This is a genomic window from Flavobacterium sp. PS2 (assembly GCF_046250155.1).
Classification (GTDB): domain Bacteria; phylum Bacteroidota; class Bacteroidia; order Flavobacteriales; family Flavobacteriaceae; genus Flavobacterium.
Map to the genome: position 1 here is coordinate 1,640,587 of NZ_CP176426.1, position 24,195 is coordinate 1,664,781.

General features: G+C 32.7%; 20 protein-coding genes. 8 read left to right on the forward strand and 12 right to left on the reverse strand.

Annotation, left to right across the window (positions count from 1 at the left end):
* Nucleotides 1-6: 6 nt before the first annotated feature.
* Nucleotides 7-600 (forward strand): CHAP domain-containing protein, encoded by a 594-nt coding sequence (locus tag ACJ6WR_RS06955; protein WP_409417430.1) that lies wholly within the window; start codon nucleotides 7-9, stop codon nucleotides 598-600.
* Here ACJ6WR_RS06955 and folK read toward each other — a convergent pair whose 3' ends face one another.
* A complete protein-coding gene (gene folK / locus ACJ6WR_RS06960) occupies nucleotides 601-1,734 on the reverse strand; it encodes a 2-amino-4-hydroxy-6-hydroxymethyldihydropteridine diphosphokinase (protein ID WP_039114789.1) in 1,134 nt (377 codons plus the stop codon). It lies immediately after the preceding gene.
* 136 nt (nucleotides 1,735-1,870) lie between these two features.
* Between folK and sppA the strand changes: the two genes are divergently transcribed.
* Together sppA and ACJ6WR_RS06970 are read left to right on the forward strand one after the other, a co-directional pair.
* Nucleotides 1,871-3,634, forward strand: a complete 1,764-nt coding sequence (gene sppA / locus ACJ6WR_RS06965; RefSeq protein WP_039114790.1) for a signal peptide peptidase SppA — start codon at nucleotides 1,871-1,873, stop codon at nucleotides 3,632-3,634.
* A gap of 419 nt (nucleotides 3,635-4,053) precedes the next feature.
* Complete coding sequence (locus tag ACJ6WR_RS06970) at nucleotides 4,054-6,693, forward strand: AsmA-like C-terminal region-containing protein (RefSeq protein WP_409417431.1); 2,640 nt, start codon at nucleotides 4,054-4,056, stop codon at nucleotides 6,691-6,693.
* 299 nt (nucleotides 6,694-6,992) lie between these two features.
* Here ACJ6WR_RS06970 and ACJ6WR_RS06975 read toward each other — a convergent pair whose 3' ends face one another.
* The 3 genes from ACJ6WR_RS06975 to ACJ6WR_RS06985 all read right to left on the reverse strand — a co-directional run bounded on the left by ACJ6WR_RS06975 (nucleotide 6,993) and on the right by ACJ6WR_RS06985 (nucleotide 12,801).
* A complete protein-coding gene (locus ACJ6WR_RS06975) occupies nucleotides 6,993-8,858 on the reverse strand; it encodes a trehalase family glycosidase (RefSeq protein WP_409417432.1) in 1,866 nt (621 codons plus the stop codon).
* Nucleotides 8,848-10,068: a sugar MFS transporter gene (locus ACJ6WR_RS06980; protein WP_039114794.1), complete on the reverse strand. Its 1,221-nt coding sequence runs from the start codon at nucleotides 10,066-10,068 to the stop codon at nucleotides 8,848-8,850. Before ACJ6WR_RS06980 ends, ACJ6WR_RS06975 begins: the two co-directional genes overlap by 11 nt.
* 87 nt (nucleotides 10,069-10,155) lie before the next feature.
* Nucleotides 10,156-12,801 (reverse strand): TonB-dependent receptor, encoded by a 2,646-nt coding sequence (locus ACJ6WR_RS06985; protein WP_409417433.1) that lies wholly within the window; start codon nucleotides 12,799-12,801, stop codon nucleotides 10,156-10,158.
* Nucleotides 12,802-12,958: 157 nt separating this feature from the next.
* Here ACJ6WR_RS06985 and ACJ6WR_RS06990 point away from each other — a divergent pair, with 157 nt between their 5' ends.
* Complete coding sequence (locus tag ACJ6WR_RS06990) at nucleotides 12,959-13,987, forward strand: LacI family DNA-binding transcriptional regulator (protein WP_409417434.1); 1,029 nt, start codon at nucleotides 12,959-12,961, stop codon at nucleotides 13,985-13,987.
* Between the two features lie 178 nt (nucleotides 13,988-14,165).
* Here the strand turns inward: ACJ6WR_RS06990 and ACJ6WR_RS06995 are convergent, their stop codons facing one another.
* Nucleotides 14,166-14,960 (reverse strand): DUF2797 domain-containing protein, encoded by a 795-nt coding sequence (locus tag ACJ6WR_RS06995; RefSeq protein WP_409417435.1) that lies wholly within the window; start codon nucleotides 14,958-14,960, stop codon nucleotides 14,166-14,168.
* Nucleotides 14,961-15,270: 310 nt separating this feature from the next.
* Between ACJ6WR_RS06995 and ACJ6WR_RS07000 the strand changes: the two genes are divergently transcribed.
* From ACJ6WR_RS07000 to ACJ6WR_RS07010, 3 genes are read left to right on the forward strand one after another with little or no spacing between them, the layout of a single operon-like run.
* The gene (locus ACJ6WR_RS07000) at nucleotides 15,271-16,779 is read left to right on the forward strand and encodes a GH3 auxin-responsive promoter family protein (protein ID WP_039114800.1); all 1,509 of its coding nucleotides are present in this window, start codon (nucleotides 15,271-15,273) and stop codon (nucleotides 16,777-16,779) included.
* Nucleotides 16,779-17,504, forward strand: coding sequence for a hypothetical protein (locus ACJ6WR_RS07005; protein WP_409417436.1), 726 nt, complete (start codon nucleotides 16,779-16,781; stop codon nucleotides 17,502-17,504). Before ACJ6WR_RS07000 ends, ACJ6WR_RS07005 begins: the two co-directional genes overlap by 1 nt.
* Before the next feature lie 8 nt (nucleotides 17,505-17,512).
* Nucleotides 17,513-17,764 carry a hypothetical protein gene (locus tag ACJ6WR_RS07010; protein ID WP_409417437.1) on the forward strand — a complete coding sequence of 84 codons (252 nt, stop codon included), beginning with the start codon at nucleotides 17,513-17,515 and terminating at the stop codon, nucleotides 17,762-17,764.
* Between the two features lie 205 nt (nucleotides 17,765-17,969).
* On the opposite strand, the gene serB is transcribed toward ACJ6WR_RS07010, so the two are convergent.
* The 6 genes from serB to ACJ6WR_RS07040 form a co-directional block, all read right to left on the reverse strand.
* Nucleotides 17,970-19,202, reverse strand: coding sequence for a phosphoserine phosphatase SerB (gene serB, locus ACJ6WR_RS07015; RefSeq protein ID WP_039114802.1), 1,233 nt, complete (start codon nucleotides 19,200-19,202; stop codon nucleotides 17,970-17,972).
* Nucleotides 19,203-19,471: 269 nt separating this feature from the next.
* Nucleotides 19,472-19,915 (reverse strand): VOC family protein, encoded by a 444-nt coding sequence (locus tag ACJ6WR_RS07020; protein ID WP_409417438.1) that lies wholly within the window; start codon nucleotides 19,913-19,915, stop codon nucleotides 19,472-19,474.
* Nucleotides 19,916-19,945: 30 nt separating this feature from the next.
* Nucleotides 19,946-20,386, reverse strand: coding sequence for an SRPBCC domain-containing protein (locus tag ACJ6WR_RS07025; RefSeq protein WP_409417439.1), 441 nt, complete (start codon nucleotides 20,384-20,386; stop codon nucleotides 19,946-19,948).
* Between the two features lie 6 nt (nucleotides 20,387-20,392).
* On the reverse strand, nucleotides 20,393-20,803 hold the full coding sequence (locus ACJ6WR_RS07030) for a VOC family protein (protein ID WP_409417440.1): 411 nt from the start codon (nucleotides 20,801-20,803) through the stop codon (nucleotides 20,393-20,395).
* Between the two features lie 92 nt (nucleotides 20,804-20,895).
* Nucleotides 20,896-21,300, reverse strand: coding sequence for an SRPBCC family protein (locus ACJ6WR_RS07035; protein ID WP_409417441.1), 405 nt, complete (start codon nucleotides 21,298-21,300; stop codon nucleotides 20,896-20,898).
* A 37-nt stretch (nucleotides 21,301-21,337) separates the two neighbouring features.
* The gene (locus tag ACJ6WR_RS07040; RefSeq protein ID WP_409417442.1) at nucleotides 21,338-21,745 is read right to left on the reverse strand and encodes a VOC family protein; all 408 of its coding nucleotides are present in this window, start codon (nucleotides 21,743-21,745) and stop codon (nucleotides 21,338-21,340) included.
* Nucleotides 21,746-21,886: 141 nt separating this feature from the next.
* Here ACJ6WR_RS07040 and ACJ6WR_RS07045 point away from each other — a divergent pair, with 141 nt between their 5' ends.
* Nucleotides 21,887-22,852 (forward strand): GlxA family transcriptional regulator, encoded by a 966-nt coding sequence (locus ACJ6WR_RS07045; protein WP_409417443.1) that lies wholly within the window; start codon nucleotides 21,887-21,889, stop codon nucleotides 22,850-22,852.
* An 81-nt stretch (nucleotides 22,853-22,933) separates the two neighbouring features.
* On the opposite strand, the gene clpX is transcribed toward ACJ6WR_RS07045, so the two are convergent.
* Complete coding sequence (gene clpX, locus ACJ6WR_RS07050; protein WP_039114812.1) at nucleotides 22,934-24,166, reverse strand: ATP-dependent Clp protease ATP-binding subunit ClpX; 1,233 nt, start codon at nucleotides 24,164-24,166, stop codon at nucleotides 22,934-22,936.
* Nucleotides 24,167-24,195: the final 29 nt, after the last annotated feature.

Genomic DNA, 24,195 nt, shown 5'->3' on the forward strand with positions numbered 1-24,195 from the left:
ATTACAATGAAACTTAAACGCAGGACTTATATCTTAATTGGGGTATTGATATTTCTTTTCTCAGGAATATGGGCTTTTAAAAAATTTAATTTTAATACAGAACACACCATAGGTCAACCTCTGGACAGTTTAAATGGTGTTCGCGTATATTACAATGGTGGAGTAAATAATGTTACTGATAGAAATCTTACTACAGACAATTACAATCTTGGTTTAAAATACCAATGTGTAGAATTTGTAAAAAGATATTATTACGAACATTTTAATCATAAAATGCCTGATAGTTATGGTCATGCCAAAGACTTTTTTAATGCAGATCTTAAAGATGGCCAAAGAAACGAAAAAAGAGATTTGGTACAATACACTAATCCGAGTGTGAGCAAACCAAAAGCTGATGATCTTTTAATTTATAGCGGAACCATCTTTAACCGATTTGGACACGTTGCAATTGTTTCGAATGTTACTGATAATGAGATTGAAATAATACAGCAAAATCCAGGTCCGTTTAGCAAATCGAGAGAAGTTTTTTCTTTAATTGAAAAAGAAGGCAAATGGATAATTGGCAATGATCGAATTTTGGGTTGGTTAAGAAAAGAATAACTACCCTATTTTTTTCTTAATTTCTTCCAAAACAAAAAGATAATCTTCATGTCTTTTCACAAAATCACGATCTGAAACATCAATAATCAGAACATTTAAATCTGGTTGTGATTTAATATATTCTAAATATCCATTGTTGATTTTATCTAGATAATCTGCCGAAATATTTTGCTCGTAACTTCTGCCACGTTTTTTTATATTGTGCAGTAACCGCTCTGTATTTTGATACAAATAAACATACAAATCTGGTTTTGGCATTTCCTTATAGATAATATCAAACAAGTTGCGATACAAGCGATATTCATCTTCGGCAAGTGTAATTTTGGCAAAAATCAATGATTTAAAAATATGATAATCGGCTACGATAAAATCTTTAAACAAATCAAACTGAGCTAAATCATCTGATAATTGCTGATAACGATCTGCAAGAAAAGACATTTCGAGCGGAAAAGCATATCGGTTTTGATCTTTATAGAATTTAGGTAAAAAGGGATTATCTGCAAAACGTTCTAATACTGTTTTGGCATTAAAATCGTCGGCTATTTTATGAACTAATGTCGTTTTTCCTGCACCAATATTCCCTTCAAAAGCAATATAATTAAATCGCTGCATCGGAATTTCCTGTAATGGATTTTTCAGATTCTGAACAACCGTACAAACACTATCGTCGGGTGTTATTGCAATTAATTCTGGAATTGTTTTTTGAAGAATCGGATGTTTCCAGTTTAAGTTTAAATCCTGAATAGGCAATAAAACAAAATTTCGGTTTTGCATCAAAGGATGTGGAATTTGAAGTTTATCAGTATCAATAACTTCATCTTCAAAAATAATCACATCTATATCTATAAGCCTGGATTGATATCCTTGTTGTTCTGAACGGATACGCCCTAATTGCTTTTCGACTTTTAAAACCTGATTTAATATTTTTTGTGCCGATGTATTTGTGTGTAAAACCAAAGCGCAATTATAGAACGCATCACTCTCAAAACCCCAAGCAGGTGTTTCATATAATCTCGAAACCTGAACAACAGTTCCAATTTCCTGATGTATCAAATTAATGCAGTTTTCGATATTTTCTAACCTGTTTCCCTGGTTACTTCCTAGTGATAAAACGACCTGATGCTGTGATTTCATAATTAGATGCAAATTAACTAAAAGTATTTTAGAAATAGCAATATATTTGTGTAACGACTTATAACAAAATAAAAAAATATAAAGTCGCGATTTGTAACATTTTAGCTTTTTTGCTACTTATTAAAAAAATGTAATTATGAAATTTTTAGGAAATGTACTAGCTACCGTAATCGGTATTTTTGTTTTTTTCATGCTATCCTTTTTCGGAATAATGTTATTAGCCGCAGTTTTTGGTGGCGACAGTAATGCTGTTACAATAAAAAGTGACTCTGTAATTGAGCTCGATTTAAGAAAAATACAAAATGATTATGCAGGGAAATATAAAGACCCTTGGGTTACTATTTTTTCAGAGCAAAAAAGCATTGGCTTAACAGATATTATTAATGCTATAGAAGTTGCAAAAACAGATGAAAACATAAAAGGAATCTCTATCCTTAATGATGTATCTTCTTTAGGAATGGCACAAAGTAAAGAATTACGTAATGCTCTTGAAAGCTTTAAAAAATCAGGAAAATTTGTAATGGCTTATTCTAATGCTTATTCGCAAAAAGAATATTATTTAAACTCCGTTGCGAATACTATTTATTTAAATCCTGTTGGAGATTTAGATTTTAAAGGACTATCATCAGAAATTATGTTCTTTAAAGATTTTCAGGATAAATCAGGTATCCATATGGAAGTAATTCGTCATGGAAAATACAAAAGTGCTGTTGAACCATTTCTTGAAAATAAAATGAGTGATGCCAACAGAGAACAAACTGGCGCTTTATTAAACTCAATATGGAGCTCTGTAGTTGCTGATATTTCTAAAAGCCGAAACATTCCAGTTACGCGATTAAATGAAATCGCAAATGGTCTTTTGGCCAGAACTCCAGAAATGGCAAAAGCAGAACGTCTTATAGATGTTATCGCTTACGAAGATGTATATCATAATGCCATCAAAAAAGCATTAAAAGTAACGGGTGATGATGATTATAATAAAATCTCAATTTCTGATTATACTCAAAACATTATTACTACTGCAATGAGTTCAGACACTTCTGGCGACCAAATAGCGATTATTTATGCACAAGGAGAAATACAAAGTGGCGAAGGTGATGTTACCGTTATTGGCGAAGGATCTATGCGTCGTTCTTTGCAAGAAGCTCGCAAAAATGAAGATGTGAAAGCAATTGTATTAAGAATCGACAGTCCGGGAGGAAGTGCTTTAACTTCTGATTTGATTTGGAGAGAAATAGAATTAACCAAAAAAGTAAAACCTGTAGTTGTTTCTATGGGTAATTATGCTGCATCTGGAGGATATTATATTGCATGTAACGCTAATAAAATATTTGCCGAAAGCAATACAATAACAGGTTCTATCGGAGTTTTTGGTGTGTTACCAAACTTTACTCCTCTAGCAACTAAACTAGGAATTAATACTGAACAAGTAAAAACTCACGAAAACTCAGCCAGATATAGTCCGTTTGTACCTATGGATGAAAACTTTAAAGCCGTAACACTAGAAAGCGTTGAACATATTTACAAAACATTTGTATCTCATGTTGCCGAAGGAAGAAAAATGACTTTTGAGCAAGTAGATGCTATTGCACAAGGAAGAGTTTGGTCTGGTTCTGAGGCTGTAAAAATTGGTCTTGTAGATAAAATTGGTGGTTTAAATGATGCTATTGCTGAAGCTGCAAGTCTGGCTAAAATAAAAAGTTTCAGTACACAAAACTATCCAGAATACGATAAGAAATTTAATGATATGTTGCAAAATTTACCTTTTGCAAAATCTAAAGAAGCTTTCCTTAAAGAAGAAATAGGCGAAGACAATTATGTTATTATTGAACAAATAAAAAGGTTACAAAACAAGAAAGGCGTTCAAGCCATGATTCCGTTTCAAATTACCATTCAATAATTACAACTTCATTATAATTACAATCCGTTTGAGTCTAACTTAAACGGATTTTTTATTTTACATAAACCGCTTAAAGTTAACTCAGGTTTAATTTACCGGTAACACATGTAAGTATATGTTGTAGCTACTTTAGCAAAATATTAGAAGTATACTTATACAAGTATTTAAGACACTTTACGCAGGTAAAGTTCTTAACGAATATAACCTGTTTATTTTTTTGAATAGCTTACTCATAGTCGCCCCTCGATATGCAGTAGGCTATTTTTTTTGCAGTTAAAAAACAGATAAATCCCACAAATAATTATGCGGAAAATCCATTTTATGAAAAAATTACAAAGAGGATTACGCATAAAAGTCTATTTTTGCAAGAAGCAGGCATAAAATTTGCTTGCAATAATTGAATCCAAATAACTCAGTATATGAATGTAAAGAAAATTCTAAAAATCGCAGGAATAGTAATTGTTTTACTGATTGCAACACTATTTGCCATTCCGTATTTTTTTAAAGATCAGATAAAAGCCAAAATATCCGAAGCTATCAATGAGAGTGTTGACGCTAAGGTTAGTTTTGTTGATGCCGATTTGAGTTTATTTAAAAACTTCCCGAATGCTAACGTTTCTATCGAAAAACTAGTGATTATAAACAAAGCTCCTTTTGAAGGAGATACACTTATTTCTTTAGGTGAGTTGAATTTAAAAATGAGCATCAAAGAACTTTTCAAAGGAAAAGACGAACCTTTGAGCATTCAAGGAATTGATACCAAAAACGGATTAGTGAATATTATATTCGACAAAAATGGTGTTGGAAATTTTGACATTGCTATAAAAGACAACTCTAAAAAGGAAGACAAAACAGATAGCAAGCCTCTTTCTTTAAAAATAAAAGGGTATAAAATCGAAAATTTCACTTTTAGATATTTTGATCAGGGTTCTAAAATTAAAATGGTTATCGATAGTTTAAACCACGAAGGAAAAGGAGATTTCACAGCTTCGCAATTGGACTTAACAACAAAATCGACTGCAAAAGTATCCTTGGATATGGACAAGATAAATTACATGAAAAATGTATCATTAACTCTTGATGCAGTTTTAGGTATCGATTTAGATAAAAGTAAATATACCTTTAAAGAGAACAAAGCTTTAATTAATCAATTACCATTAGAATTTGATGGTTTTATCCAAATGGTTAAAGAAGGTCAACAATATGATTTGAAGTTTAAGACTCCAACCTCATCGTTTACAAACTTCTTAGGTTTAATCCCTTCTGCATATGCATCTGGATTAGATGGTGTAAAAACTACAGGAGATTTTACTGTTGCAGGATTTGCTAAAGGATTATTATCTGACACTACAGTTCCTAAATTTAATGTTGCAATTGCATCCAACAATGCTTCTTTTAAATATCCGAACTTACCAAAATCGGTTCAAAACATTGTAATCGATACTAAGATTATAAACGAAACGGGAATTTTAAATGATACTTATGTAAATTTAGATAAACTTTCGTTCAAGATTGATCAGGATGTTTTTAACGCTAAAGCAAATATCAAAAACATTACTGTAAATCCTATAGTAGATGCAGCCTTAAAAGGAACTATTAACTTAGCCAACCTTTCTAAAGCGTATCCTATAAAAATGGACAAACCATTGGCTGGAATTTTAAAAGCTGATGTTACTACTAATTTTGATATGGCTTCGGTTGAAAAAAGTCAATACCAAAACATAAAAAATGCGGGTACAATGAGCTTATCTGGTTTTAAATATACAGATGAAAACAACAAATCGATGAATATTAGTACTGCATTGGTTCAGTTTAATCCAAGTACGGTTAACTTAAAACAATTTGATGCTACAACTGGAAAAAGTGATATTAGCATTAATGGTGTTCTTGAAAACTTCTACGGTTTTATGTTTAAGAAACAAGAGTTAAGAGGAAACTTCAACATGAGTTCAAACCAATTGGTTGTTGATGATTTTATGACTACAGGAGAACCTGCTCCAACTAAAACAGAAACTGATACTAAAGCTAAGGCAAAACCAGCTGAAGCAATGAAAATTCCGGCTTTCTTAAATTGTTCATTAACTGCTAAAGCAAATACGGTTGTATATGATAATTTAAAATTGAAAGATGTATCTGGAAAGATAATTGTAAAGGACGAAAAAGCAACTTTAGAAAACTTTAAAACATCTATTTTTGGAGGTACAATTGGGGTAAACGGAACTGTTTCTACAAAAGCGAAAGTACCAACTTTTGATATGAATTTAGGTTTCAATCAGGTTGATATTGCGCAGACTTTTACGCAACTAGATATGATGAAAAAAATTGCTCCTATAGCAGGAATCATCAATGGTAAATTAAATTCGACTATTAAACTTAACGGAAATTTAGATGCGAAGGAATTAACTCCCGACTTAAATTCGATTTCAGGAGATTTATTAGGACAATTACTTTCAACTACTATAAACTCTAAAAATTCAACTGTATTAAATGCTTTAACTTCAAATATTAAATTCATTGATATGAACAAAGTGAATTTGAATGATATTAAAGCAGCCCTAACTTTTGACAATGGAAAAGTAAATGTAAAACCATTTGACATTAAATATCAAGATATTAAAATCACTGTTGGCGGAACTCATGGTTTTGACCAAACGATGAACTATAATATCAAATTAGATGTTCCTGCAAAATATCTTGGATCTGAGGCAAATGCTTTTATTGCTAAAATGTCTCCTGCCGATGCTGCTAAATTGCAAAACATTCCGATTAACGCATTATTGACTGGGAATTTTTCTAACCCGAAAGTTTCTACTGATATGAAAAGTGCCGTTACGAGTTTAACCACTCAATTGGTAAATCAGCAAAAAGATAAGCTCACAAAACAAGGTACAAATGCTTTAACTGATTTGATTAATAAAAACACCAAATCAAAAGATACTACAAAAGCGGGTGCAGCAAGTAAAGAAAAAACTACTCAAGAAGTAACGAATAAAGCGAGTGATTTATTAAACGGTTTGTTTAAGAAAAAGAAAAAAGAAGAGCCAGCAACGACTCCATAAAATTTCATTATTACATTAAAAAAGAGCCTAAGAATATTAATTCTTAGGCTCTTTTATTTTTTTGAAATTTTCAGAAGATATGATAGATAATTGCTACAGCGTAGCGATATTTTGATTTTCCTCTAGATTGCTATATATGTCACCTCGATGGGGTTTCTTTTGATTACAATTAAAATTACTATAAATATAACGTCCCGCTGGGGCTTTCTTCATCAATAATTTAAAAAAATAGGCATTATCTCAATAAACAAAGAGACTATCTGAAAATTACTTTTCGGACAGCCTCTTTTTTATTTGTTCTAAAACAATGTATCAGGATCTGTTAGTTTATCTAATTCAGCTTGTAGTTCTGTTTTTAAAATACTCAATCCAAGCTGATATGAAGCATTCATCCAACCGAAACCTTCTTCGGTAATATAATCGAATGCTGTACCTACATTCCCGTATTCGGCAAATATTTTAAGGGAACTGGTTTCTAAATTAAATTTCTCAGGAATAGTTCCGTTATAATCTACCGCATTGCGAGTAATAAGCCATAACCATCGATAAATCATTTCCTGAGCTTCATCTATATAATTATAGTTTAGTAATCCTTCCCATAAAAACATTTGATGTGGCGCCCACCCAAAAGGGTAATCCCATTGTCGTTGTGGCGAGTTTACATCAAGATCATCAATTGCCTCTTTGGTACTTCCTGCGATTCCTCCTTTTAATTTAAATTTAGGCAACACCTTTTTTACTAAAATTTCTGCTTGCTCTTTGCTGCATAATTTTGCCCAAAGCGGATAAAATGTTGCTGCTGCATCAAATGGATGTGGTTCATTTTTTATAAAATTATAATCGTAATAAATCCCTGCATTCTTATCCCAAAGCAATTCATTAATTTTATCTTTTCTTAAAGCTGCTTTTTCTTTCCAATATTCACTAGAATATGTTGTGTGTTTCTCATCTTTAAATTGATTATCAAACTCTGTTTCAATCAGGAAAACAATATCCGTTTCATATTTATAAAGTAAACTATTAAGATCTATCGTGTTTAAGTCGGCACAAACATTTACAAATCGATTGGTTGTATCATGACCACTTTCTCGCATGCTGCGATCGTGAACAAAATAAGCATCCAGACTTGCATCGATAATTTCTCTATCAAGATATTTCTTTTCAAATTCTCTTAATGGCAAATTATATAACAACGCGTATTTTTCCAGAACATCATCAAAATGTCCTACCTCAACTTCAAACGGAAGTCCAATTCCTTCTGCTTTATATCGGTTTAGTCCATTTGGCGTAAGCCTCTTCCCTTCTTGCATCCAAACGGTTTGATATTCTTTTATTGCAGTATGAAGATGTCTTGTAATCCAGTCTTTTTCTGGCTTAGATTTTTTTGTAATCGCAACAATTAAAGAAGTATATAACGGTGGTTGTGTTCTCGTTAAATAATAACTTCTATTGGCATTAAGAATCTTGCCATAATGATCTATTTGATATTTAAAATTCTCGGCAATCCCTACCGCAAGTTCTGGTTTATTATCTAGCAAAAGTCCAATAGCAATAAAGTAGCTATCCCAACCATACATTTCGTTAAACCTGCCTCCCGGAACTACAAACGGAATACCTTTTATCTCCTTATTATCTTGTTGCAATGCCAAAGCCAAAATCCCAGGTTTTTTATTTAACGTCAAGACATATTCTGATGAAATATCTTCGGCTAGCTGAACCACTTTTAACTTCGGAATGGATGCTTCTAAATTTTTAAAATACTCAAAAGCTACAGCATCTGTTGCAGGAACATACAAATAAGAAATTGCATTTTCTATCTTTTCATCTTCTACAATTTTTGCAACGCCTTTTGCATCGATAGTTCTCGTTAATCCATTCCAATATAAATCTTTTATTTTTCTAGAAATACGGTTTACAGGATTCTCTATTATTTCGGCACTATCTATTTCTGCAAATTCTGAATTGCTTTTTTTAGCCAATGCCAATTCCTGTAATAAATTAGATAAATAATAAGTTCCTTCAACATTTAGAGAATTTCCATTTTCGTCTTCCAATAAAAAACTTTTGGGCCCATTATCGTCAATCGTAATTTTTTTATCACCATCCGTGTCTTCTTGTGCTAATAATCTCTGAAGCGTCTGATTTATGTTTAGTTTAAATTTCATTTTTAGTAGTTATTTTTTTTAATATAAAGAATGAGACCAATAATAATGACATCGGAATCAATGTGTAATAAAATGCATTTTGTGGTCCTTGATTTTGGAATAACCATCCTATTATCCTTGAACCTATTGTTCCTCCCAATGCAGAAAACACTACAATTAATCCGGTCATGGAGCTATGTAACTTTTTAGGCAAAGCACTTAATATAACCGAATTGAGCAACGGATAAATAGGTGCAATAAATAACCCTACGAGCGGAAATGCAAAACCTATTAATGGAATTTCACTAAAGGAATGAATCGTTTTTACCTCTAGTCCTACTGCTTTTGGTAATACAAAAATCACAATGAGCATAGCGCATATAATACAGAAACTCAATACCCAGATCCAGTTTATTTTTTTGGTGATTTCTCCCGCCAAGATTCTTCCTATTGCCAATGAAATAGCCAGAATACTTGCCATCATTATACTATTATTCTCTGATAGGTGAAGTACTTTATCATTAAACGTTGGCAACCAAGACATGATTCCCTGCTCAATCATTACGAATAAAAAAGCACTTACTACAAAAACTATAACTAATGATTTTGCCATTAGTTTTATCATTTGTACAAAATCATCGGCAAGATTAGCTCCCGGGATTTCTACAGGTTTTTCTATTTTTATAAAGAATAAAAAGCCAAATGATAGTAATGTCAATAAAGCCAAAAACCAATACACATTAAGCCAGGAATCGGGATTAGTATCATTATTAAATGCTGGAAATAAAAAATATGCCAGCGCAATTCCTATCATAAAAACACCTTCGACACTACTCATCAAAGCGTTGTGCTCTTTCTGATTATTGGTTACTGTACCAATAAGCGAATAAACGGATACTTTTATCAAAGCAAAAGAAACTCCTACGGTTGCAAAAAGCAATTTAGCATAATTAAAAGAGTTGCCATAATACATGGCAATACAGGCAAAAGTTACCAATCCTAACCCGATAAGCATTGCTTTTTTATAGCCTATTCTTGGTAAAAATGAAGCTATTAAAAACGATACAATTGCAATAGGCAAATCCTTAAAAGCTTCTAGAATACTAGCTTGTAATTCATTTACGCCATAATTTTTTTGCGCTTTTAAAATTACTATCCCAACGCTGTTTAGTAATATTGCAAATACAAAGTAATTGAGATATAATACTGCTGTTATTCCTGCTTTTTTCATCTTAACATATTGATTTACTAACGAATGTAACAAAAAACCAAATGCCGTTATTAAAACAGCATTTGGCTGAACTAATTAATATATAAGCTAAAAGTTGATTGCTACAGAAAATCTGAAAGCACGTCCTAAAATAGGTCTTGCCAAAAACACATCTGTATCTGATGTTGATTGTCTTGGATTTCCTTCTGTCAAACCAATTTCATTGAATAAATTAGTTCCATCAACAGCAAATCTTAAATTGTTGACTACGTAGCTTAAACCTGCTCCAACTTCTTTAAAAGCTGGTAAAACTTGTTCGTTATCCTGATTTGTATATTTTTTATCAAAATAAGAATACTGAACATATCCTGATAATCTTTTAGTTATATCAACTTCTGGTCTTATTACACAAAAGAATTTAGGGATTCTACGAGCTGTGTTTCCGTTAAAATTAAACGTACTTCCATCGGCATTTTGTCCTGTAAAATTATCATACTCTGGATTTTGAACTGTAAAATTAAAGTTCAATCTTGCAATACTATATCTTAAATTAGTTTCTACTTCTAAACCTAAATTGTTTACATCGGCGAATTTATTTTCAGATGTTCCGTCTGCCAATATATCTGTAAAGGCAACATTTTTTAAATTCATGTGAAACAAATTAGCATTTACCGAAAGGAATGAATTAGCATATTTATACCCCAACTCTAATTGGTTTACAAACGTATTTTCTAGTTTACTCAAATCTTTAGCATTGTCATAAAATGACTCTTCTATTGGTGATCTAAAACCGTGACTATATCTTATGTAAGATGCCATGTTTTCATTAAACTTATAATTCCCTGCTGCTGTATATGAAAACTCACTTACATCATATTTCCAGTATGTATAAGGATTTCCTTGTATTGTAGTTACCGCGTCATCGGCTGTATTATTATCTAGAACTCCTAGATTCTCAGCACCAAAACGTGCATTATCTCTATATCCTGAATATACATTTTTATCGTATCTCACGCCAGCATTAAACGTTAGGTTATCTGTAGCTTGGATTTCGGCATCAACATAAAAATCATTTAATTTTCCTTTTGTTTCGGCATCTCTTTCAAGCCAGGTAATTCTTTCTATTCCGTTCCAAGTATGTGCAATTCCGCTTGCCGTATTATTTACATTTACTAATCTTGGATTATCGGTAACATCTACCAGATAGTTACTCCAGTTCCAGTATTGTTTCGATTTCCAGTTAGAGTAATAATACCCAACAGTAAGATTAACAGGTTTTAAATCGAAATTAAAAGACAGGTTATTAGCAAAATTTTCCATTTGTTTGTGAATGTACCAATGATCTGCTCTCATTATTAATGCATTTGGATCTAATGCTGTATTATTATCTACGTAAGTATAACTTAAATCTCCTGTGTTTGCTGGAGCTAATTTTTGCACATCTGTTGCATAACCATCTTGTGTCCATGGTCCACCGCTACTATAAATTGCATTGTAATTCAAGTCTATTTTAGTATTTCTGAATGCGTTTTTTAGGGTAACTTTATCAGCTACTTTCTTTTTAAATTCAGCACCAATAGCATCTACAACTGGGTGAACTCCATCTTCTAAATCGGCATTAAAAGTTCCTCCTCCATATTGTGGTACGCTTAAATGAGAAAAGTTGGCAGAAGTTAACGTTCCATAATTTGGATTAAATCCAGCTACTCCTTCTACTTTTCCATTATTGCTTTTTAATGGAATTGGTAAATAGAATGTATTCCTGTCATCTAGTTTTTTGTAGTTTAATCTCAAATATCCTCCGTCATCAAACTTATAGGTCAGGTTCATTTTTACTTGTCCTCCTTTGTTTGCGGTAAAACCTGTTTTTCTTATTCCGTCATCGGCTCTATAAAATCCTCCTACATTAAAAAACAATTTATCTTTAACCAATGCTCCTCCTAAATTAAGATCGGTACGAAACAATCCATAATCTCCAACAGTAAGTTTTGCTTTTCCCTGAAACTCATTTTGTCCTGTTTTCGAAATAAAATTGACAATTCCTCCTGGTGCATTCGATGCAAAAATCGATGCTGAACCTCCTCGAACTGCTTCCATTTTGCTTACTGTTTCGTCAAGTCTGTACCAGTTATCTGCATTTGCAAATTGCAAAGCTCCATCTTCAAAAACGGCTAAACCATCTTCCTGTATTTGCACATATTCATATGCTCCTGCCGATGGAATTCCTCTTGCAAAAAGGTTATTTCCTACTTCTCCTCCCGATGTTTCTACAACAAATCCCGGAATAGTCTGGAGAATATCTGCTGTACTTATTGGCGCTCTGCTCTCGATTGCTTTTGCTCCTAAAGTCGTAATTGCAATACTCGATTCTAGTTTTGACCTTGGGTTTGATGATCCTGTAACGACTACTTCTTTCAAACTTTGTGATTCGGCCTCTAAATGAAAATCGGCTTTTGAATTTTCTCCGTCCTTAATTGTAATGCTCTTTTGCGTTGATTTATATCCTACGTTTGTAACAAGAATAATGTAACTTCCTGCAATAAGATTCGGGAATGTATATCCTCCATCTACATCTGTGCTCACTCCTTGTGAAGTGCCTTGAATAACAACATTTGCTCCCGGTGCTGTTTGTCCGTTTTCATCGAATACTTGTCCAGAAATACTGCTTTTTTCTTGCGAAAAAACCATTGCTGGAAGAATAAATAGCAATAACATCCAGAACGACATTATTGAGCTAGAATTAAACTTTTTCATGATTTATTATTTGGTTAGGTTATTAGTTAGGGTAAAACTATTGCCTATTTATTTATATCAATGAAGAATTTCGCCGAAAACGTTTTCGATTTAACCGAAAACGTTTTCGATTCATTAAATTTAATTAATTATCAATTAGTTTTATTACATTTATTCAATGAATGATACCAGACTTATAGACATTGCTGCCGCTTTAGGAATTTCTGTTACTACAGTTTCAAAAGCGTTAAAAGGGTACACTGATATTAGCGAAAATACCAGAGCAAGGGTTCTTGAAATGGTAGAAACGATGAATTACAAACCCAATGCCAATGCGGTAAACCTTAGAACTAACGAAACCAAGACTCTTGGTGTTGTTATTCCTACTATGGTGCATCATTTCTTTTCGAGTGTTTTAAACGGAATTATAGACGAGGCCGAAAACAGAGGTTATCTTGTAATTATTTTGCAATCTAATGAAAAGTATGAACTTGAAAAAAAGCAGATTGCTTTGTTGCAGCAAAAAAGAGTTGATGGAATTCTGATTTCGCTATCAAATGAAACTGATGATTTCTCTCACATAAACGATGCTATAAAAAAGAATACTCCTGTAGTTTTATTTGATAAAATAGCCAAATTGGTCGATTGCTCAAAAGTGATTATCAATGACCGAAAAGCTGCTTATGATGCAGTAACGTATCTGATAAATAAGGGATATAAAAAAATTGCTCATTTTAGAGGTTCTTATACTCCACAAAATTCTATTGACCGTTTTCTTGGATATAAAAAAGCACTCGAAGATCATAATATTCCTTACGACCCTACGCTGGTTTATTTATGTGATCACAACTCCGATTTTGAAGATGGTTATGCCAATGCTCAAAAACTAGTTGAGGAACACAAAGATGTTGATGCCGTTTTTGCCATCACCGATTTGGTAGCTATTGGTATTATAAAATACCTCAACGATATGCATATTAAGATTCCGGAGCAAATTGCCGTTTTTGGTTTTAGCAATTGGTTTATGTCTACCGTAATTTCGCCAAAGCTTACCACGATTGACCAACCTGGTTATGATATTGGTCAACGTGCAGCTGCTATATTAATAAATGAGATTGCTCAAATTAAAGAACATCTTCCTGTTATTCATCAAACTATCGAACTCCCAACACTCATTATAGAAAGGGAATCGACAATAAGAAGCTAATGATTACCCATTAATCTCAATTATTCCAACACATAAAAACATAGCTTAACTTTCGAAGTATAAAAAAGACGTTTCACTCAAAATAAACCACATAGCATTATGTGAAAAAATCATGATTTTCTAGAAATTCTTTAAATTTTAAATCTATGTTTCTATGTGTTAAATATCAATTTTAGAATTATACATTTATTGTCACTACATATCCTTCGGATCCACGGATATTAAAAACTGTTCCGTCTTCAAACAATAAATACTGTCCTTTTATTCCAGTAAGTTTTCCTTGAAAAGTTGGTGTTTTATCCAGACTTAAACTTGCTACTTTTTTTGGATATTCAAGAACAGGATAATGCAGTTCGTACAAATCATTTTTCTCTGGATAAAAATATTCGCGAACTTCGTCAGGAATCAAACTTTCTACTTTAGATTTTTCAAGAATCAAATCAACAGCTTCGATATTATTCTGAAGCATTTTTCTCCAATTTGTTTTATCAGCATAATGATTCTTTAACGCTACCTCGGTAATTCCTGCTAAGTAACGATTCGGAACTTCTACAATCGATAAGGCTTGTGTCGCTCCCTGATCTATCCAACGTGTAGGCACTTGTGTCTTTCTGGTCACTCCTACTTTTACTTCGCTAGATAAAGCCAGATACACAATATGCGGTTGTAATTGTACTTTTTCTTCATATACTAAATCACGATCCTGAATTCCTAAATGTGCCGTACTTAATTCTGGTTTCATAATCCAATCTCCAACAGCTGGACTTGAGTAAAAACAATCATAGCAAAATCCCTGACGGAATATTTTTTTCTTCTTACCACAATTCAAACATTGAAAGCCTACAAAACTGATCTCAATTTCTTTATTCAATAATTGATTAACGTTGATAAAACTGTCCTCGAAAACCAAATAATATTGAATTGGATTCCCCATTTCGGTTTGCATCTTTGTAAGTACGCCCTGATATTGCATTAGATTTTAATTTTTAGTCCCGAAGCTATCGGAAGTTGATTTTAGATTTTAGATTCGTTCATAAGAATTTAAATCTCGATACTGTTAAAACTCCATTTTTGAAGTGGAATCTTTGCCATAAATAGAATTGTCATTTATAAAAAAACACTATTTTTGATACAACGACAAAGTTAATATTTGTGCGTCGATATTCAAATTTTAAATTTCTTGATTTTACACCCATTGTACTATCTGAAATTTAAAATCTAATCCCGTCCCGACGTTTCGGGATCGGGACAACAATCTAAAAATTAAAATCTAAGATTTCTCCATGCCTCTATCAATAATCAATTCATTTGCCTCTTGGGTTCTTAAACAAAGAATTCATCAAATAGAACTTTTTCTTAAATATCCAAATGAAGTTCAGGAAGAACTCCTTCATAATTTATTACTGGCTGCCGAAAATACCATTGTTGGAAAACAATATGATTTTGCTTCGATAAACTCATACAAAACTTTTTCTGAAAGATTACCTATTGCAACTTACGAAGAATTACAACCTTTAATTGAACGCACCCGTCAAGGTGAGCAAAATGTTTTTTGGGAGACTCCGATAAAATGGTTTGCAAAATCTAGCGGAACTACAAATGCTAAAAGCAAATTTATCCCTGTAAGTAATGAAGCTCTGGAGGATTGTCATTATAAAGGAAGTAAGGATTTATTGTGTTTGTATTTGAATAATAATGAAGATTCGGAATTGTTTCTGGGCAAAAGTCTTCGCTTAGGCGGAAGTTCTCAGATTTATGAAAACAACAATACTTTCTTCGGAGATTTATCGGCTATCCTAATTGAGAATATGCCTATTTGGGCAGAATTTAGTAGCACACCTAGCAATAAAACTTCGCTTATGAGCGAATGGGAAACCAAAATTGCTGCTATTATAAATGAAACTAAAAATGAAAATGTAACCAGTTTTGCTGGTGTTCCTTCATGGATGTTGGTTTTAATGAATCGTGTTCTGGAAGATTCTGGAAAAGGAAATTTATTTGAAATCTGGCCAAATCTGGAAGTCTACTTTCATGGAGGTGTAAGTTTTTCTCCTTACAGAGAACAATACAAAAACATATTACCTAAAAAAGATTTTAAATACTACGAAATATACAATGCTTCTGAAGGTTTCTTTGCCATTCAGGATTTAAATAATTCCAGTGATTTATTGCTAATGCTGGATTACGGAATCTTCTATGAATTTATCCCGATGGAGACTTTTGGGAAACCAGAGCAAAAAGTTATCCGATTGGCTGATGTCGAATTGAATAAAAATTATGCAATCGTAATTACTACCAATTCAGGCTTATGGCGTTATTTAATTGGTGATACGGTTCGTTTTACTTCATTAGATCCTTATAGAATTCGTGTTACAGGAAGAACCAAACATCATATTAATGTTTTTGGTGAAGAACTTATGGTCGAAAATACCGATCAAGCTATCGCCAAAGCGTGCCAGTTAACAAATACTGAAGTTATAGATTATACTGTAGCTCCAATATTTATGCAAGACAAAGAAAAAGGTGCACACGAATGGATGATTGAGTTTAAGAAAAAACCTGCTGATATTTCGCAATTTCAAAAAGCTCTTGACGAAACCTTACAATCTCTAAACTCCGATTACGAAGCCAAACGTTACAATAATATGACACTAAATCCTTTGGTGATTAATGTTGCCAGAGAAAATTTATTTTACGATTGGTTAAAAGAAAAAGACAAATTAGGCGGACAACATAAAATTCCGAGACTTTCGAATCAAAGGGATTATTTGGAGCAGTTGAAAGGGATGTGATGAGCAACATCAATAAATACGAACTTAGAGAACCTCAACTTGAAGCCGAGATTTACTACTTAACTGAACAAGAAGGAGGACGCAAAACTGCTGTTAACAATGGATATCGTGGTCAATTCTACTATAACGGAAAAGACTGGGATGCTCCACAACAATTCATAGACAAAGAAACTTGTAATCTAGGTGAGACCGTTAAAGTTTATTTACAAACATTAAGTATTGACTTTCATATTGGTCAATTTTTTGTTGGACAGGAATTTGAAACCAGAGATGGTGCAAAAATAGTTGGTAAAGGAAAAATTACCCGTATAATAAGACCAGACTTTAATTACTGGGATGGCTCTACCTTTCTAAAATCACTTGATAAAAGTATTGAGCCATATTCTGATGCTACTGATTTCCTTAAATTTCGCATGGACCTTGAAAATTGGTTAATCGAAACAGAAATAATTAAAAACATTGAATTTGAAATGACTGGAAATTTAGAGTGCATGATGTTGATAAAATGTAAACTCATTAACAAAGATTTACAACCAAGAGAAGTAGCATATAAAATTATTGAATGCTGGAAAACTAAATTAACAAATTCAAATCAACTTTATAAAATTGAAATGAACACAAGTTTTAACCACAATAAAAATCAATCACAAACTGACAAATTCGTTTTATCGTTTGCAACTTGGCATTCATTTTTTTTAACTGGACAAATTATAGTTCAAAGATAAAATTTAAAATGAATTTAAAAGAGAAACTAAATAAATGGACGGATATAGATATAGCTATTCATCACATTGCCGTTGAATTAAGTTTATTTGAAACTGACAACTTCCCTGGATACTTGTGGATTCAATGGACAGAAAACAAATACAATGATTTCTTAAAAGACATATTACAGAAGTTGATTGAACTTAATATGCCAGAAATAAATGAGAATGAAGGTACAATTAGGTATAACAAAAACTTTGAAATAGAAACTAAACCATAATTATCCTCACAGCTATCGCGAGCGTCTCGCTCGTGAACACAATCATGTATAGCCCGACCCGCTTTTTCTGCGGGGCATGCCCATAAAAAAACCTCAGCTTAAATTAAAACTAAGGTTTGTTTTTTTTGTCATCCTGAGCGGAGTCGAAGCCCATTCCTACTCATAAGCCTTCGACTCCGCTCAGGATAACATTATTGTAAACAATCTAAACAATCATATCGATATAGCGGTCATGGTATCCTAATAGGTACAAAACTCCATCGAGTCCTAGACTGGAAATAGAAGTTGATGCACTTTCTTTTACGGTTGGTTTTGCATGAAAGGCGATTCCCAGACCTGCTAAATTTAGCATTGGTAAGTCGTTGGCTCCATCTCCTACTGCTATGGTTTGATTAATGTGGATTCCTTCTTTTTCGGCGATGGCTCTTAAATATTCGGCTTTCTTTTGGCCATCTACAATTTCGCCTAAATATTTACCGGTTAATTTACCGTCTTTAATCTCTAATCGGTTGGCATGAACATAATCTATACCTAATTCTTTTTGCAAATAATCTCCAAAATAGGTGAATCCCCCTGATAATATAGCGGTTTTATATCCGTAATATTTTAGGGCTTTCATTAAGCGATGTGCTCCTTTGGTGATTGGTAATTTTTCGGCAACGGATTGCAAAACGTCTTCACTCAAACCTTCTAACAATGCCATGCGTTGCTTGAAGCTTTCATTAAAATCTATCTCGCCATTCATAGCCGATTCTGTAATTGCTCTTACTTGCTCTCCTACTCCATTAAGCTCAGCCAATTCGTCAATTACTTCGGTTTGGATTAATGTTGAATCCATATCGAAACAAACTAAACGTCGGTTTCTTCTATAAATATTATCTTCCTGAAATGAGATATCTACATTTAGGGTTCTGGAAATTTCCATAAAACTTGCCGTCATGGCAATCTTATCTACTACATCTCCTGTTAATGATAATTGTATGCATGAGCGAGGATATTCTTCTTTTTCGACTACCGATGTTCTACCAGTTAATCTTATTATAGAAACGATATTCAGATTTTGATCAGATAATAATTTGGCTACTGCTGCCAACTGTGAAGCAGCTAATTCCTCTCCTAGAATATTAACAATATAACGTTGCTTAGATTGTGTTTTTACCCACTTTTCGTAATCTTCGATAGAGATTGGGATAAACTTTACCTTAACTTCTAATTCATAAGCTTTAAACAACAAATCTTTTAGAACTGGTCCTGAGGTTGAGCCAGCTTGGATTTCGAACAAAATCCCCAGAGAAAGTGTATCATGAATATCGGCTTGACCTATGTCTAGAATAACGGCATCGTAAGTTGCCAATACTGCTGTTAATCCTGCTGTAACTCCTGGTTTATCATGACCTGAAACTTTTAATAAAATAATCTCTTTATCTTCTGTTGTCATTTTATCTTTATTGATTTAGAAGTGACAAAAATCGGCAATCTATTGTTGATAAAAAAGAATATGCTTTGTTTTCTTGTAAAGAAAAAACACAAATCGATATGATTTATTTAAATAATTTAATGTTCTGTTCTAATACTTAAAACAACTTGTATAGAAGTAATTTTTAATAAAAAAAGATTATTTAGAACAACTGAAAAAACAAGCAAGTCTTGTTCTAAAATTATTCTAAATAATCTCCTGAATTTATTACCTCGAGGTAATAATTTAATTTAGCTACTTGGCATATTTTCATCAAAATTCACCATCCAGTTTACTCCAAATTTATCGGTAAACATTCCGAAATAAGCTCCCCAAAAAGTTTTACCCATTGGCATAAATGGATTTCCTCCTGCTGAGAGTCCGTTAAAGATTCTGTCACCATCTTGCGCACTTTCTACATTAATTGAAACCGAAAAATTCCCTCCAAAAGTTACCTTTCCTGATTGTTCGGTACTATCGCTTCCCATTAAAATAGTTTGTCCAATTGGTAAACTAACGTGCATAATTTTTTCTGCTTCTTCACTATCTTTTGATACTTGAGAACAATTCTCGTCTGCAGGCATATCTTTGAATTTTCCAATAAATGCAAATTCACCTCCAAAAACTGATTTATAAAATAGAAATGCTTCTTCGCAATTTCCATTAAATATTAAATAGGGATTTACTGCTGCCATGATATTTTATTTTTATTGTTAGTATTTTTATTATTTTTCTTCTGATAATTCTTTTACCATTTCTAATCCTTTCGGAAAAACTTCTTTAAAATAATCTATATATTTCTCGAGCGTATCAACTTTAGCTTCGAGAACTGTAAAGCCATCTTCTTCGGTCAATCGATAGGTTTCCATTGCTCCACTCCACTTTTTTGTTGCTTCATCGATGGGTAATTCTTTAAAGTCTTTTATTTCACCCAAATGCTTAAAAGCCATATATTCATTTGGAATTTTAGTTTCGATAACACTATACATTCCTTCTCCGTTAGGCGACATGAAATGTATTTTATCGCCTTCATTCCAATCACTTATAGTGTGTGAACCTTCGCAAAAAACACTTGTCCATTTTTTGTAGGTTTCGTCCTCCCATAAAACTGACCAGATTGTTTCGACAGGAGCTTTAATTCTGATTACAAACTCTAAAGTTTCCATGAGATTTTATTTTGGTAATTTGCTAAAATCCATAAATAAAGAATTCCAACGGTGTCCATCTAAATCTGCAAAAGCACAACCATACATCCAATCACGACTTTCTGCAGGAGCTGCAAAAACATTTCCTCCAGCTTCCTGAACTTTTTGAGCAAGTGAATCTACTTCTTCTTTACTTTCGGCATCTATAGAAATTAAAACCTCTGAGCTTGCTTTTGTATCTGTTAATTTATTTTGAGAGAAGTCTGTAAAAATATTCTCTTCAAAAAGCATTATTACAAATTTACCATCGCCAACAAGCATGCAAGTTGAATTTGGTGTGTCGTGTTCTTCATTAAATGAAAATCCAATTTTTGAGAAAAAGGCTTTCGATTTTGCTACATCTTTTACTGGCAGATTAAGCCATATTTGTCTTGTCATTTTTAATATTTTAAGTTATTATTTTTAAACCATATTTTAGATAACCCTTAGAACCTTTGCCTCTCTGAACCTTTGCGCCTTTGAACCTTCCTTTAATTACTCTCTACATAACTTTTGAAATTATCTAAAATTGCTTGCCATCCTTGTTGTTGGAAGTTTTCTGGATTTTGTGTTTCAGGATCAAAACTTTCTATTACTTCTACTCCGTTTGATGTTTCTTTAAAACTAATTTCAACCTTTCTTCCATCGGCCATTGCGTATTTAATAGCTTCATTTTCTTTTACCAAGGTATATTCTCCTTCAAAATCAAAACTCATACTTCCGTCTCTGGCTGCCATTGTCGATTTAAATTTACCTCCTGTTTTTAAATCATTTTCGGCATATGGCGTATGCCAATCTGGGGAAGCATTATTCCATTCTTGTATATGTTTTGGTGTTGTCCATATTTCCCAAACTTTTGCTATTGGAGCTTTTATTGTACTTTGAACTGTTATCATATTCAATTGATTAAAATTATACTTTATAAATTGATTTTTATTTTTTTGGTGCTTGACTTTCATCCATGAAAAATATTTCCCAATGGTGTCCGTCTATATCTAAAAAAGCTTTTTGATACATCCAGCCGTAATCTTTAGCTTCCATATATTCGGTTCCGCCAGCTTTTACTACTGCTGTAATTATTTCATCTACTTTTTCCCGGCTATCAACAGATAACGCCATTAAGATTTCGGTTGTTGTTGCTGTATTACAAATTTGTTTTTTAGTAAAAGTTTTAAAAAACTCTTCTGCCAAAAGCATGGCATATATATTTTCTCCGATTTCTAAACAAGCTGCTTTATCATCTGTGAAATTTAAATTGAATGTAAAACCTAATGCTGTAAAAAAAGCCATACTGCGATTTAAATCTTTTACTGGAAGATTTAAGAAAATTTCTGTTTTCATTTTTATATAAATTTACAAATTATTTAAAGCAAATTTAAAGTAATCGTCTAGCCTTTAGACCACAATAAAAGTCATTTTTGGGGTCATTTAAGACAAAAAAACTATTTTTGTATAAGTCATTTTCATTAAAAAAGAGAAATAATGAGCAAAAAAGTTGGGTTAATCGTTCCGCATGACTATAAATTATTGAGTATTGCAGCTATTCTTGAAGTTTTTGAAACTGCTAATAAATTGCATCCTGAAGGTGAAAAACCATTTGAAATATTCGTTTTTCAATCATCTGAACAAATGGAGCAAGAAAAATTATTTAATTATACCGTTAATTCTATCCAATCGTCTGAAGAAAAACTGGGATTGGTTTTAATTCCTGCATTTACCACGGATGATATGAGGGGTATGATTGCAAAAAACAGTCATTTTATTCCTTGGCTAAAAAAACAACATTTACTCGGAGCAGAAATAGCTAGTTTCTGTACTGGTGCTTTCTTGCTTGGTGCTTCGGGATTATTAGATGAAAAGCTGGCAACAACTCATGTTGATGCTTGTAGTGCTTTTAATCAATCCTTTCCATTAGTCAATTTAAAACCCGAAGAAACACTTACCGCAGATGGAACGCTTTATACAAGTGGCGGATCTACTTCGTCTTTTCATTTACTGATTCTTTTAGTTCAGAAATATTGCGGAAATGAAGTTGCTGTACAAATTGCCAAGATATTTGCTATTGATTTAAACCGTCACAAACAAAGTTATTTTAGCACTTTTAGACCTAATCATTTACACAATGATACTCTTGTTGCCCAATTACAGCACAAGATAGAAAACGAATACAGTACAATAGAAAAACTGGAAGAGGTCACTAAAGATATCCCAACTAGTAACCGTAATATGACTCGAAGATTTAAACAAGTAGTTGGAATTCCTCCTATAGAGTATTTGCAGAACATTCGTGTAGAAAGTTCGAAGAAGTATCTCGAGCAAACACAGCTTTCCATATCGGAGATTATCGAAAAAACTGGCTACAATGACCCTAAATCTTTTAGAAAAGTATTTTATAAAATGGTCGGAATGAAACCGATAGAATATCGGGAGAAGTTTAGAGTGAGATAAAAAAAAATCCCAGCAATGCCGGGATTTTTAATTTTTAATCTTTGTCTGGGTCTTAGACTTTGACAAATTTATTTTAAAACATTACGAAGCGATTTCTAATCGTTTCAATAAATTTTTATTCAATGTTTCTTTAGCGTAATCTTGATCAATTTCTAATGTTTTAACATCTGAACTTGGTAAATCATACATCGCATCGGTTAAGATTGCTTCGCATAACGAACGCAATCCACGTGCTCCTAATTTATACTCTAAAGCTTTATCAACAATAAAATCTAAAGCTTCATCGGTAATTGTAAACTCTACCTCATCCATTAAAAACAATTTTTGATATTGTTTAATTAATGCATTTTTAGGCTGAGTAAGAATTGCACGCAATGTTTCTCTATCTAAAGGATCCATATGCGTTAAAACTGGTAAACGACCAATGATTTCAGGAATCAATCCAAAGTCTTTTATATCTTTTGGAATGATGTATTGCAATAAATTGTCTTTGTCGATATTATCCACATTTTTTGATGTACTATAACCAACTGCCTGACGGTTTAAACGTTTTGAAATAATACGTTCTACTCCATCAAAAGCTCCTCCAGCTATAAACAAAATGTTTTGTGTGTTTACCTCAACAAATTTCTGGTCTGGGTGCTTACGTCCTCCTTTTGGTGGTACGTTTACAACTGTTCCTTCTAAAAGTTTCAATAATGCTTGTTGAACTCCTTCGCCCGAAACATCACGTGTTATTGATGGATTATCGCTCTTACGAGCAATTTTATCTATTTCATCAATAAAAACGATTCCTCTTTCGGCTTTAGCCACATCATAATCGGCAGCTTGAAGCAAACGTGTCAAAATACTCTCTACGTCTTCTCCAACATATCCTGCTTCGGTTAAAACGGTAGCATCAACAATTGCCAAAGGAACATCTAACATTTTTGCAATGGTTTTTGCCACTAATGTTTTTCCTGTTCCTGTTTGACCAACCATAATGATATTACTTTTTTCTATCTCTACTTCGTCATCCAACTGTTGTTGCATTAAACGTTTGTAGTGATTGTAAACCGCAACAGACATTACTTTTTTGGTTTGATCCTGACCTATTACATATTGATCTAAGAATGCTCTAATTTCTTTTGGTTTCTTTAATATTAAATCACCAACTAGTTTAGCGCTTCCGCTTGATTTTAATTCTTCTAAAACAATTCCGTGTGCTTGTTCGATACACTTATCACAAATATGTGCATTTATACCAGCAATTAATAAATTGGTCTCTGGCTTTTTTCTCCCACAAAACGAACACTCTAATACTACTTTTGCCATCTATATTTAGTTTTCAGTATCAGTTCTCA

Bases quoted from the DNA above. Each gene is read 5' to 3' on its own strand.
- ACJ6WR_RS07040 (WP_409417442.1), bottom strand. From the start codon at position 21,745: ATGAAAACAGAAATTTTCTTAAATCTTCCAGTAAAAGATTTAAATCGC.
- ACJ6WR_RS06995 (WP_409417435.1), bottom strand. From the start codon at position 14,960: ATGCAATATCAGGGCGTACTTACAAAGATGCAAACCGAAATGGGGAAT.
- ACJ6WR_RS06970 (WP_409417431.1), top strand. From the start codon at position 4,054: ATGAATGTAAAGAAAATTCTAAAAATCGCAGGAATAGTAATTGTTTTA.
- ACJ6WR_RS06985 (WP_409417433.1), bottom strand. From the start codon at position 12,801: ATGAAAAAGTTTAATTCTAGCTCAATAATGTCGTTCTGGATGTTATTG.
- ACJ6WR_RS07010 (WP_409417437.1), top strand. From the start codon at position 17,513: ATGAATTTAAAAGAGAAACTAAATAAATGGACGGATATAGATATAGCT.
- clpX (WP_039114812.1), bottom strand. From the start codon at position 24,166: ATGGCAAAAGTAGTATTAGAGTGTTCGTTTTGTGGGAGAAAAAAGCCA.
- ACJ6WR_RS07000 (WP_039114800.1), top strand. From the start codon at position 15,271: ATGCCTCTATCAATAATCAATTCATTTGCCTCTTGGGTTCTTAAACAA.
- ACJ6WR_RS07005 (WP_409417436.1), top strand. From the start codon at position 16,779: ATGAGCAACATCAATAAATACGAACTTAGAGAACCTCAACTTGAAGCC.
- ACJ6WR_RS06980 (WP_039114794.1), bottom strand. From the start codon at position 10,068: ATGAAAAAAGCAGGAATAACAGCAGTATTATATCTCAATTACTTTGTA.
- ACJ6WR_RS07035 (WP_409417441.1), bottom strand. From the start codon at position 21,300: ATGATAACAGTTCAAAGTACAATAAAAGCTCCAATAGCAAAAGTTTGG.
- ACJ6WR_RS06955 (WP_409417430.1), top strand. From the start codon at position 7: ATGAAACTTAAACGCAGGACTTATATCTTAATTGGGGTATTGATATTT.
- ACJ6WR_RS07025 (WP_409417439.1), bottom strand. From the start codon at position 20,386: ATGGAAACTTTAGAGTTTGTAATCAGAATTAAAGCTCCTGTCGAAACA.
- ACJ6WR_RS06990 (WP_409417434.1), top strand. From the start codon at position 12,959: ATGAATGATACCAGACTTATAGACATTGCTGCCGCTTTAGGAATTTCT.
- ACJ6WR_RS07030 (WP_409417440.1), bottom strand. From the start codon at position 20,803: ATGACAAGACAAATATGGCTTAATCTGCCAGTAAAAGATGTAGCAAAA.
- ACJ6WR_RS07045 (WP_409417443.1), top strand. From the start codon at position 21,887: ATGAGCAAAAAAGTTGGGTTAATCGTTCCGCATGACTATAAATTATTG.
- sppA (WP_039114790.1), top strand. From the start codon at position 1,871: ATGAAATTTTTAGGAAATGTACTAGCTACCGTAATCGGTATTTTTGTT.
- ACJ6WR_RS07020 (WP_409417438.1), bottom strand. From the start codon at position 19,915: ATGGCAGCAGTAAATCCCTATTTAATATTTAATGGAAATTGCGAAGAA.
- serB (WP_039114802.1), bottom strand. From the start codon at position 19,202: ATGACAACAGAAGATAAAGAGATTATTTTATTAAAAGTTTCAGGTCAT.
- folK (WP_039114789.1), bottom strand. From the start codon at position 1,734: ATGAAATCACAGCATCAGGTCGTTTTATCACTAGGAAGTAACCAGGGA.
- ACJ6WR_RS06975 (WP_409417432.1), bottom strand. From the start codon at position 8,858: ATGAAATTTAAACTAAACATAAATCAGACGCTTCAGAGATTATTAGCA.